General features: G+C 43.5%; 10 protein-coding genes and 1 pseudogene. 3 read left to right on the plus strand and 8 right to left on the minus strand.

Going from position 1 to position 10,801, the window contains the following annotated elements; all coding sequences use genetic code 11:
- On the plus strand, window positions 1-1,224 hold a 1,224-nt coding region (locus tag F8S12_RS05575; protein ID WP_442946785.1), incomplete at its 5' end, for a WD40 repeat domain-containing protein.
- A gap of 361 nt (window positions 1,225-1,585) precedes the next feature.
- Complete coding sequence (locus tag F8S12_RS05580) at window positions 1,586-2,113, plus strand: ISAs1 family transposase (RefSeq protein WP_196515353.1); 528 nt, start codon at window positions 1,586-1,588, stop codon at window positions 2,111-2,113.
- Here the strand turns inward: F8S12_RS05580 and F8S12_RS05585 are convergent.
- From F8S12_RS05585 to F8S12_RS05605, 5 genes are all read right to left on the minus strand, one after another.
- Window positions 2,081-2,629 (minus strand): HPP family protein, encoded by a 549-nt coding sequence (locus F8S12_RS05585; RefSeq protein ID WP_196515354.1) that lies wholly within the window; start codon window positions 2,627-2,629, stop codon window positions 2,081-2,083. The genes F8S12_RS05580 and F8S12_RS05585 overlap by 33 nt on opposite strands.
- Before the next feature lie 465 nt (window positions 2,630-3,094).
- The gene (locus tag F8S12_RS05590) at window positions 3,095-4,777 is read right to left on the minus strand and encodes an AMP-binding protein (protein WP_196515355.1); all 1,683 of its coding nucleotides are present in this window, start codon (window positions 4,775-4,777) and stop codon (window positions 3,095-3,097) included.
- A gap of 197 nt (window positions 4,778-4,974) precedes the next feature.
- Window positions 4,975-5,532 carry a cupin domain-containing protein gene (locus tag F8S12_RS05595; RefSeq protein WP_196515356.1) on the minus strand — a complete coding sequence of 186 codons (558 nt, stop codon included), beginning with the start codon at window positions 5,530-5,532 and terminating at the stop codon, window positions 4,975-4,977.
- 14 nt (window positions 5,533-5,546) lie between these two features.
- Window positions 5,547-5,942, minus strand: coding sequence for a tautomerase family protein (locus tag F8S12_RS05600; protein ID WP_196515357.1), 396 nt, complete (start codon window positions 5,940-5,942; stop codon window positions 5,547-5,549).
- Between the two features lie 139 nt (window positions 5,943-6,081).
- On the minus strand, window positions 6,082-7,047 hold the full coding sequence (locus F8S12_RS05605) for an iron-containing redox enzyme family protein (RefSeq protein WP_196515358.1): 966 nt from the start codon (window positions 7,045-7,047) through the stop codon (window positions 6,082-6,084).
- Window positions 7,048-7,498: 451 nt separating this feature from the next.
- On the opposite strand from F8S12_RS05605, the gene F8S12_RS05610 reads away from it, so the two are divergent.
- Window positions 7,499-7,939, plus strand: coding sequence for a hypothetical protein (locus F8S12_RS05610; RefSeq protein WP_230967818.1), 441 nt, complete (start codon window positions 7,499-7,501; stop codon window positions 7,937-7,939).
- On the opposite strand, the gene F8S12_RS05615 is transcribed toward F8S12_RS05610, so the two are convergent.
- The 3 genes and pseudogenes from F8S12_RS05615 to F8S12_RS05625 all read right to left on the minus strand — a co-directional run bounded on the left by F8S12_RS05615 (window position 7,896) and on the right by F8S12_RS05625 (window position 10,054).
- The gene (locus F8S12_RS05615) at window positions 7,896-8,096 is read right to left on the minus strand and encodes a hypothetical protein (protein WP_196515359.1); all 201 of its coding nucleotides are present in this window, start codon (window positions 8,094-8,096) and stop codon (window positions 7,896-7,898) included. The genes F8S12_RS05610 and F8S12_RS05615 overlap by 44 nt on opposite strands.
- 53 nt (window positions 8,097-8,149) lie before the next feature.
- Window positions 8,150-9,341 (minus strand): annotated as a pseudogene (locus tag F8S12_RS05620) (group II intron reverse transcriptase/maturase).
- 542 nt (window positions 9,342-9,883) lie between these two features.
- Window positions 9,884-10,054: a hypothetical protein gene (locus F8S12_RS05625; protein ID WP_196515360.1), complete on the minus strand. Its 171-nt coding sequence runs from the start codon at window positions 10,052-10,054 to the stop codon at window positions 9,884-9,886.
- Between the last annotated feature and the right edge of the window lie 747 nt (window positions 10,055-10,801).

Here is a 10,801-nt window from a genome sequence, read left to right on the forward strand (position 1 = left end):
AGTTGGGTATCTTCAGTTGCCTTCAGTCCTCAAGGTAATATCCTAGCTACTGCTAGTGATGACCAGAGTGTGAAATTATGGGATGTATCCAATGGTCAGTGCTTAAACACTTTACAAGGGCATATGGATTGGGTATCATCAGTCACATTCAGTCCGGATGCACAAACCTTAGTTAGTGGCAGTCACGATCAAACGGTAAAGTTGTGGAATGTCCATACTGGTCAAAGCTTTTTAACATTGCAAGGATATACCAACCGGGTATTGTCAGTTGCCTTCAATTCGGATGGACAAACCTTGGTCAGTGGCAGTGATGATCATACTTTGAAATTATGGGATGTCGGTACAGACCAATGTTTGAAAACTTTACAAGGACACACAAATCGTATATGGTCAGTTGCCTTCAATCCTCAAGGTAATACTCTGGCTAGTGGTAGTGATGACTATACTGTAAAGTTGTGGGATGTCAATACGGGTCAATGTTTAAAAACCTTGCAAGGACACACAAATCGTATATGGTTAGTTGCCTTTAATCCTCAAGGTAATACTCTGGCTAGCGGTAGTAACGACCAGACTGTGAAATTATGGGATGTGCATGACGGTAACTGCTTAAACACTTTGCAGGGTCATACTAGTTGGGTATCCTCAGTTGCCTTCAGTCCTCAAGGTAATACTCTGGCTAGCGGCAGTAACGATCAGACTGTGAAATTATGGGATGTGCGTGACGGTAACTGCTTAAACACTTTGCAGGGTCATACCAGTTGGGTATCCTCAGTTGCCTTCAGTCCTCAAGATATTATCCTAGCCACTGGCAGTCATGACCAGACTGTGAAATTATGGGATGTGCGTAACGGTAACTGCTTAAAAACTTTACAGGGTCATACCAGTTGGGTATCCTCAGTTGCTTTTAGTCCAGATGGTCAAATCCTAGCCAGTAGTAGTCTCGATCAAACGGTGAAGTTATGGGATATTCGCACAGGTCAATGCTTAAACACTTTACAAGGGCATACAAGTTGGGTATCCTCAGTTGCCTTCAGTCCTCAAGGTAAGACCCTTGCTAGTAGCAGCTTAGATGAGACTATTAAGCTGTGGAATCTTAGTACAGGTTCATGCTTAAAAACTTTCAGAGCTTTAAGACCCTACGAGAGGATGAACATTACTGGTGTTACAGGTTTAACCCAAGCAACTATTGCGACGTTAAAAGCTCTTGGGGCAGTAGAGGAATGACATTCAGTAGAGCGAAAACTTTTGCTATCGCTGTGTCAAGAATACCTGCTCCAGTGGATTTTTGCGAAAATGTCGTGCTTTTAGATACTAGTACATCATGTCTTACTTTGAAATAGAAACATAAGTAAAGCTAATAAATAAGCGAAGAGATCAGAGCAAACGTCGCACCATAACCATGTTTTGCTGCTATTTCAGGAATTTTGTCAAGAAGTTGCGGGAATTGAGCCAGAGAAATATCTAGTCTTGCCATGACTGCAACTACCCCAGTTCTAACTGATAGTAAAACCTTGAATGAAGTGGTTAACTAGCGATAAATATGGTTCAGTAACTTTTAGTGTGTGGATAGTTTGCACATATAAAAATGGTAAAAGACGAGAGCATCGAAATCGGCTGTTGTACATTCCTGAATAAACGGTATCACAGACTACTATTTTTTAGCGATCGCAAAAGTTTTCGGTCTACTGACATTATTACTAGTGAAGGAAACCAGCCAAATCTTTTGAAAGTAGCTATTGAGCTAGCTGAATCCTCAATCGCTATCGACACCAATTACCATGATGAACGTTTGCATGGACGAAAGACCACTCGCCAGATAAAAGTCTATCCAATTCCACCTGAATTACTACCTGATTGGGCTGGTGCTAAAAGTTTAATTGAGGTTAGCAGATATGGAACTCGACCTCAAGGAAAGAAAAGTCGTCGTCAGATTGTTGATTATCATGAACGACACTTTTATTTGAGTAGCAAAAATAGTTCAGCCTCAGAATTCGCTGAGGCTATTCGTGGTCATTGGTCAATCGAAAATCAACTTCATTGGGTCAAGGATGTACGCTACTTGAGGTGTGATATTTCTGGCTCACCACCAGTATTTGGGGTATCGACGCTGTGAAGCTAAATTATTGGTAATCAGTGCAACAATAACTAAGATAATGGCTCCAATAGCAACAGGCAAAATTAAAAAGGAAACTGGTGGATGGGTTGCCAATACTACAAGTGGATCAGCACCTGCTGGTGGGTGAACTGTTTTAGTCAATTGCATAACAACAATTGCCAGGGAAACACCCAAAGCCATTGCAATAGGATGGGAACCCAGTGTGTGAAGCACTACCAGCCCTATAAATGTAGAGATCATATGACCGCCAATAATATTTCTCGGTTGAGCTAAAGGAGAATCAAACACACCATATGCCAAAACACAGGTCGCACCAAAAGGAGCCATAATGAGAGGTGTGTGAGTCGCCAAGGTCAACTCAGCTAATATGGCAATGCCCAAAAAAGCCCCTATAAATGACCAAAAGATATAGCGATTATTGGGTCTAGACCCTGAGCGCTCTTTTGTCTCCATCTTATTGAGAAATTTTTGCCACTTCACATTGGCTTTTTTAATATTTGCCGTTACTCTCATATTTTTAGTTATCTCTTCAAAGTTTTTGAATATAAGACAAGAACACTGAAACGAAGTTCAGTGGCAAAGAGTCAGGAGGGGTCTGAATCCTATCGACGACTTGTTCCTTCTGCCTCCTGCCTCCTGCCTCCTGCCTCCTTCAACATTACTCACTTATCCCGGATTTCTCACCGATGCTCAAAACCTTGTGCTCTTGAGCAGGGGAGCAGAGGAGCAGAGGAGAGTTCAAATACCAAGTTCTTTCCCCTTTGCCCCTCTGACCTCAAGCTTGTAAGAAATGCGGGTTATCCTAATGCACGTCTGGTTTTGAACGAGAGGTGCAGTATAGTAATACCATTTCTTTTTGAAGATGCGCCTATAGGACTTACGCAAGACTTAGCGTTGTAGAGGCAATTCATGGATTGCCTCTTTGTGAATAAAGCGCAACCTCACACAGAATTGGTATAATATACACATCGATTCTAATTACACCGAAACCAGTACGTCCGGTTTTAAATGGAAGGGGCAAGAGGATAATACTCCTCCTAGACCCAAATCTATGCTGCTAAGTGCTTCCTTGACTAACAAGTTCTTGCGAACCTTCCCCGTTGCCGTTTTGGGCAAGTTGGTGAAGAAAAACATTTGGGGTTGCTTGTAAGAAGCAAGTTGAGACTCACAAAAATGGCGCAAATCTTCCTTGGTGAGGGCTTGGGATTCGTCTGCCTCTACAAAAGCCACCAACAGGGTGCGGTTTTTTCCTAGCTCTTCGGGTGAGATACCGATGACTGCCGCCTCTCGCACCTGTTCGTGCCGACATAGCACATTCTCAATTTCAATGGAGGAAATGTTTTCCCAACCGTAATTGGTTTCTACGTAGATTAAGTCCTTGAGGCGGTCTCTAATTTCCAGATAGCCATCTGGATGGATAATTGCCATGTCGCCAGTGTGGAACCACCCATCCCGAAAAGCTTTTTCGGTAGCTTCTGGATTTTTGTAGTAACCTGGCGCTACTGTATTACCCGCCACAATCACTTCCCCCAAAGTAGAACCGTCCCAAGGAACATCTTGCTTTGAGACATCTACCACTCGCAATCCCGTTCCAGCATGTATAGTTGCCACTCCTTGACGGGCGCGCTTGAGGGCACGGTTTGAAGGGGGCAATGCCTGCCAGTCTTCTTGCTCCTCACAGACGGTGTAGGGGCCGAAGGTTTCATTTAACCCATATTGGTGGATAAGCTTGACCCCCATCTCATCTAATTGCTGGATCAAGGTGGGAGCAGGAGCAGCTCCCCCTGTGGTAATCGTCAGCCCCCGAAATGCTTCTTTGTCGCCAGCGGCTGATGCGAGCGATCGCACAAGGCGAGGCGCACCAGATAGGTGGGTAATTTGATACTGGGAGACTGCCTGACACACCGCAGAGCTATCTCGGATTTGGTGACTTGGCAGGATAACTTGAGTGGCTCCCACGGCAACATTTACCCACATATGCCCCCACCCATTAACATGAAACATGGGGAGCAGCCACAGATATTTAGAGGCTCGGTTGAGTCCAATCATCAGCGCCTGCCCCAGTGCATTAAGGTAAGCACCTCGGTGATTGCAAATTACCCCTTTTGGATGACCAGTAGTACCGCTCGTAAAGTTGATAGCGAGGGTATCAAGTTCGCTGATAACAGTTTGATCCAGCCTAAAATCCCCATTTTCACCCGCTAGACAAGTTTCGTAGTCGAGAAATCCAGAATAGATTGGGTTGGCTGCACCATCGATAACGATAACTTGTTGCAAGTTGGATAAGGCAAAGAGAGGGTTAAGGAGGATTTTCTTGCTGAAGGAAGCATCCACAATCAAGACTTTAGCCTCGCAATAGTCCAGCAGGGATACGATATCTTGCACCGCCAGCCAAGGATTAAGCATGACGATCGCGGCACCGATGGCTGGAATGCTGAAGTGGGCTTCGATTGTCTGTCGGTTGTTCTCTGTTAGGAGAGCAACCCGATCTCCATACCCTACCTGGAGTCGCTTCAGCACTTGTGCCAGACAGCGAGAGCGGTGCAATAACTCGGCGTAAGTCATTATTCCATCAGGGTAGACGATCGCGCTTCGGTTAGGAAATGCCTGACCACTGCGTTCTAAGAAAGTGGTTGGACTCAAGGGTACATAGGAATGCATAGGTTCTCTTTTAATACGAACTGATATAGCCAAACAAGGTAAAAGTAAAAAGTTAAAAGGCAAAAGAAAGAAAAATGGTTTCAAGCCGAATGTCATTCGGTTAAACTAGTAGGATGTTATGGTATGTAGAGACGTTGCATTGCAATGTCTCTACATAGTCCTCTGCCTCTTCATTGACCACAAAATCAGAGTTATCCTCAAACAGGATTAATATCTTCGTTACCTGAAGCAAACTCGTTCCACAAATCAGGCCGCTGCTTGACTTTGATATAACGCGTAGCCAAAATGGTGCAGCCATTGATGGAAGCCATTGTATGAAAGGTGCCTGGTGAACGAAGTATTAATGATCCGGGCAAGAATGTAACACCATTCTCTATATAATCCCCGGTTAACACCACGACCATTTCATACCCTATATGTTCATGCAAGGCAATAAATGCGCCTGGCTCATACTTAAGAATTGCGGCATCAGGGCCTTGCGGGTCTTGGTCTACCAGACTAAAGATTGTATGAATCCCAACACCTTTTCTCACCTCTGGTTGATAAGGTACGAACTCAAGATCATCCGGCAAAGAAACATTTTCCATGCCCAAGAACTTAATTACCCTGTCGTTAATGGAATTATATGGGAATGGATCGAACTTTACTTGGCCATTGCTCATCAATTGGCGATTTCTGGTAATTGGATCGTCACCTTTATTTTTGCCGTTGTATCCCACTAAAGGTATTGTTGACATTTGATCTTTGTTTGACATTTGCTTCTCAATATTTACGTTGATTGAATCTTTCTTTGTTCCTGGCTGAGACCGTTGTACCCCCAGCTTTCTCCATCTATTTCCTGGATCGAAATATAGTTGGGGTGGGGTACACTGCCAAGAGCCTCTGTAACCAATTGCCAAGTTTTTGCTATCCACTCGGCTTTTTCGTGCTGGGTATTTGTTCCTTTTGTGATGATAATATTCAACTCAAAAATTGTTCCATCATCACTTTTAACAGCACCGCCTACATACCATTGGCTTTGCTGAACAGCGGCTTCAAAACGAACAACAATTGCTTTTTCATTTTTTCGAAGAATTCTCTCAGTTATCAGAGATAAACTTTGAGCAAGGCTGTTTGTGATCTTCTCAGAAAATATCTTATTAGTTCTTAGTGTTATGAGCGGCATAGCTTATATTTATTTCAAGGCACTTACCAGTAAATAAATCAAGAGCCTGATTAAAACGAATCACCGACTACGCCCTTCGATCAACCACGAAGGCTCTTGATTTATTTTTTTTGATCTCCCCAAGCACCATGTAAGGCGTTCAGGCAACGGAGAGTAATTTGTACTCTTGCTGACGATTTTTCAGAATGCCCTTGAGAATGCCGTCATAAACTCCGGCTCTGGCTTCCAGCATCCGCATTGCACCAGAGAACACCTTTTGCAGGTCTTGAGAGGTTTGTATGTAGGGAATTCCCGCAGCGAACCACCCCTCCCCGTGGTCTTCATCAAGTTCGCAGTGAACGACAAAGAATTTCACCATGCCTTCACTCAAACCGCGACGGCGCAGATGTCCCAAAACTCGGCGCTGTTGGAGGGGAATTGCCAATTCTAAAGCTCCCATCCCACCAATGCCGTAATGAAGTCCATCGGCAAACCAGCAGAGGTTCATCTTGGTATTGAGCAGGTGACAAGTCTCTGGGTTAATATCCTCTTCTAGCGCTCCGCCAAAGTAATCCATTAGGGGCTCAAATAAATTGGGGTGAGCCTGAGCAAAATCCCCCTGACCAAACTCGTCATGAAGATTGTGATAGAGTTCTTCGCGCATCTCAAAGGGCACAATTAGGCTGAAAGCAGCAACGTGCAGGTGGAAGCGTTGCATATTGACTCGGTAATTGGCAAGGAAGTAGCGGACTTCTTCATCGCTCAAATCATCGCGATCAAATAGTTTAAATAGTGGATGGTGGTTGACGCGATGCTGGCTAATTCGCTGTTTCAGCCACGGCATGAAAACTTCAACATCAGCGAGTTCAGGGGAGAGTTGCTCATGGGGTAGGTATTGCTGCTCAATCTGCTCAATCATGTGGCGAAGCTGCCATTCTTTTAAGAAGCGGGGAGTTCCTAACGCAAACCCCTCTCGCATTAAGCGCAAGTTCATGTCAAATAAAAGGAACTGAATTTTTCGCCAAGCGGAACCTCCTTTATTTTGGAAAGCTTGAAGTGCCAAATCTTCGACTTCCTCTAAGGTAAATTTGTAAACGAATTCAGGTGCAAAAATAGTAGCAGACATAGATAATCTCCTGGTCAATTATGAACTAAAACGGAGGATATATACACGAGTTACGTAAGTCATATCTCATTGAAATTTCGGCTTTTGAACCAAACAAACTCTAGCTAGTAGAGTTTGTTTGGTTCATTCACTTTCTAAAAATAGAATATCTTATGAGAAATAAGCCGTGAGTATATATAAGTTAAGGACTTTTTCTAAAAAAAATAAGTCAAAAATTGTAGAGAAGGTTAGGCAATTTAGAAAAAGTTAGGAACAGTTAAGCTAAACATTGAGCAGAGATGGCTTAATGACCTTTTTATAAACTTTCATCCCAAGATATGATTCAAACGCTCATAATATGCTTCAAAATCTTTGTTTTAACGTATGTCTGAGTTGTATCGGCTCAATAACTGGGGGTAGGAGAAAAAATTAGAAAGTTCAAAAGTATACGCAGAGTCTTAAAATAAGACACATGACGCAAAAACTGCTTATCGATAACAAGCCAGTGTCCGTGTTACTGCAAACCATTGACCCAAAGGGAATTGCAGACCAATCGGTGCGTCGAAGCGTAGAGATATTATTGAACCTTGTAGAGGAATTAAATTCACAAGTCAAAGAACTACGAGAAGAAAATCAAAGGTTGCGCTCTGAAAACAATCGCCTGAAGGGAGAACTTGGTCAGCCAGACATCAAAGCCAAAAACAAGAAAAGCTCAGACGGCAACCATTCATCAGAGAAAGAACGACAAACTCCGAAAAAGCACTCCAAGAGCAGCAAAAATCAAAGCATCAAAATAGACAGAGAAGAAATAGTAGAGTACCCACACCAAACACTAGAGCAGTGGAGGAGTAGGGTTTTGTTGTATGTAGTCATGAAGAAACGCCAGCTTCAGCCGCCGCTACATCTGCTTTGACTTCCTTCGCCTTCTTTTCAAAAAGCTGAATTCCGGCATCAATAATTTCAAACCCGTTTTCTGTTCGTTGGCCAAGCTTGCCCGATACAGCCCCAGCCCAGTCTGCGAATTCCGAGGCGCTAGTGGTTGAGTCGATGGCGGGTATTATCCCGCGCACCTCTCAGTTAGATCCGTGCGTACCCGTTTCCGTGTACACGGCTCCCGATGTTCTCAGCTTGCGCTTTTGCTCATGTGTTTGTAATCGTGGCAACTCTCATGAATTGCTTCGAGATTATTTTTCTTCCAGTTGGCGTGATTTCCGTCGATGTGATGCAGGTGAACCCGTTCCTCATCGATGAATTTTAAACCGCAGGAAGCACATCTATGGTTTTGCTTCTTAAGAGCAAAAGAAGTTTCGCCGTCATAGAGTTTACTGTTACGTTCACTCCAGTAGGCTGTATCTCCGTCATAGGGGGATTTAATTCCTTTGACCATGACGTGGCTACTTTCGGAGTAGGAAACCTTTGGAAATGCTTTGTCTAGTAATTTCTTGCTAGAGTGGCGGTTTTGCTTGGTTTCCTTGTTGAATACCGTGTAAGCTCTTGTTTCGATGTGGTATAACGAGTTTTTAGACCCGTCCATCTTGCAGAACTTATGGTAATTTTTCCACCCTCTAACTACCGGGGCTAATTTCTGAGCCTTTGTAGTAGCACCATAATTCGAGTTGTTGACGATGTGTTTTACTTTCTTACGAAAAGCTTTGAAGTTGTTCACTGAGGGACTACATCTGAACTTTCCGTTTTTCTGGACTTTGCAGTGCCAGCCGAGGAAATCAAACCCATCTGTTATCGAAGCACTTCTCAATATCGAGTTCAATTACTCGTTTTTCTATTCCCTTGCAGGAAGAGCGTAGGTTATTGTAGATGTACCTTTGAGCATCATGGGCAGAGCGCCCAGTTCTAAACCCGTAACTCCTAGCGTGGAAAGTGGCTTCGTGTGCTGGCTCCAGTGCATATTTTGCTAGGCATTGCCAAGCTCTATCCGCGATAGTTGGTATTTTAAGCATTCTGGTAGTCCCGTCCTTTTTGGGGATGGGGATTTCCCGTAGTCCTTGATGCTTCCAATTTCCACTATTCATTTTCAGTAGTTCTTCAAGGTTGAAGCGGTCTTCAAATGAGAGGGATTTCTTACCATCAATACCTGCCGTCTTTTTACCAGCGTTTAGCTGAGATACAAGTCTAATTGCAAGAAATCGAGCCGAGGTGGATTTTAGAATAAGCTTTTGGAGTAACCTAGCTTTCCGCTTGTCTCCAACCTGAACAGCTTTGTACACGCGCTTTTGAAGGCGGAAAAGGTTACGGCGGAATTTCTTCCACGGTAAGGCTCTCCAAGATTCACTAGTTTTATAACTGTGTCTAATCATTTTCTCTTCTAGAGTTTGTGTATTCTGAACACCTCAGACCAATTACGGTCTGTCCTACCCGACTTGTGAGAGTTCCGCTTCTCGTCTAGCCTACTTGGGGAACGAAAGCCCCAGGACTCACAACTCGTTTTTATTCGTTCCCTCGGTGAGATTGATTGTTCCTTTAGGTGTGGTCAATTCAACCACTGGATTCCCTGGACTCTTACCGCTATTGCTGAAAGATGCGGCGGGAATTGACTCCAGTGAAGTTAGGGTTATTCGTGTTGCGCCCTACTTCGCAATAAGTTGCTTTTTTTTAGACCCGGTTTCACCGTAGGAACTCCCTGTTAGCGCCAGTGTCAACCCGCAACGGCTGTCTGATTGCGCCCTGTTCCCAGCTTCACTCTACAAGAACCGAGCTTGTTCGGTGTGGGCAGGTAAGGAGTCAATTCTGAGTCTGAATGGCAAGACTTGCACTTGCATCTGACCGAGAGTTCAGCCTTAATGTCAGTAATCTGCTGACGGGCTGGATTAGTTATTTACGGACTGATTACCGTGATTCACTAATCAACGAATCGCACTTCAGCCTTACGCCAGCTTTTGGCGTTAACTTGAGCAGTAAAGACTATACCGTTCTGATCAGTCAATTCGATTGCAACTTTCTTATTCTCTGCTGGTGTGGCTGTTGGTAGTTCGCCACTAAATTTTATTGTCACTTCGCTTTTGGCTGACATCGCTTACCCCTGGCTCATCATCAATTTCATTTTTTCGTTCCTGATTTTATCTTGGATTAGGTTGACCACAAGATGCGCGATCGCTTGACTATCGTAGTTGATCACTTTGAAAGTGAACGTTGAGCATTCGGCTTGAAACAGAACCAAGACTCAACATTAAAAAAACAAAATCCACAAAAAAAATTTACCCCTGTTTTTGACCCTTTTTTTGTCTATCTAATTGATAATCAGTCTCAATATAAACCGCCCAAACCGTGATTATTGAAATATTTATCAAGAAGTATTACAGGAATGGCACTAGTTGATTGATTTGGCTCAATTCGTGCGTCTGAGATAAAACCTCGACAAAACATCCATTTTCCCAATTCTCACCAACTACATTCAACATCTCCCAATATCTATCCAATATCTCCCAAATCTCCAATTTTTTCTTACCTTTTTACCCCTTAAAAATCATCCAGTCACAAAATTCTCATTAGCTCAAAAATTCCCAATAAATCCGAACAGTTCCCAATACTTACAAGAAGTCTCCCATTTGCTCCCAATAATTGGTCAATTACCCTGAAAATCGCTTAAAAGCGGAGTAAGCTCTGTAATCCATCTTTTTTTGACGCACAGTACGCCATCTTTGGCGGAAAGTTTTTGAGGGTCAAAAATGAAAAGCAGAAGCCGAAGCAACAGTCATCAAAAAATACTACTGAAGAACTACACAATCACGACAAAAGCCACCTCAGAGTTCACCCCTCT

It is taken from the genome of Nostoc sp. WHI (assembly GCF_015714725.1).
Taxonomy (GTDB): Bacteria; Cyanobacteriota; Cyanobacteriia; order Cyanobacteriales; family Nostocaceae; genus Nostoc.

Bases quoted from the DNA above. Each gene is read 5' to 3' on its own strand.
- F8S12_RS05580 (WP_196515353.1), top strand. From the start codon at position 1,586: ATGGTAAAAGACGAGAGCATCGAAATCGGCTGTTGTACATTCCTGAAT.
- F8S12_RS05585 (WP_196515354.1), bottom strand. From the start codon at position 2,629: ATGAGAGTAACGGCAAATATTAAAAAAGCCAATGTGAAGTGGCAAAAA.
- F8S12_RS05590 (WP_196515355.1), bottom strand. From the start codon at position 4,777: ATGCATTCCTATGTACCCTTGAGTCCAACCACTTTCTTAGAACGCAGT.
- F8S12_RS05595 (WP_196515356.1), bottom strand. From the start codon at position 5,532: ATGTCAAACAAAGATCAAATGTCAACAATACCTTTAGTGGGATACAAC.
- F8S12_RS05600 (WP_196515357.1), bottom strand. From the start codon at position 5,942: ATGCCGCTCATAACACTAAGAACTAATAAGATATTTTCTGAGAAGATC.
- F8S12_RS05605 (WP_196515358.1), bottom strand. From the start codon at position 7,047: ATGTCTGCTACTATTTTTGCACCTGAATTCGTTTACAAATTTACCTTA.
- F8S12_RS05610 (WP_230967818.1), top strand. From the start codon at position 7,499: ATGACGCAAAAACTGCTTATCGATAACAAGCCAGTGTCCGTGTTACTG.
- F8S12_RS05625 (WP_196515360.1), bottom strand. From the start codon at position 10,054: ATGTCAGCCAAAAGCGAAGTGACAATAAAATTTAGTGGCGAACTACCA.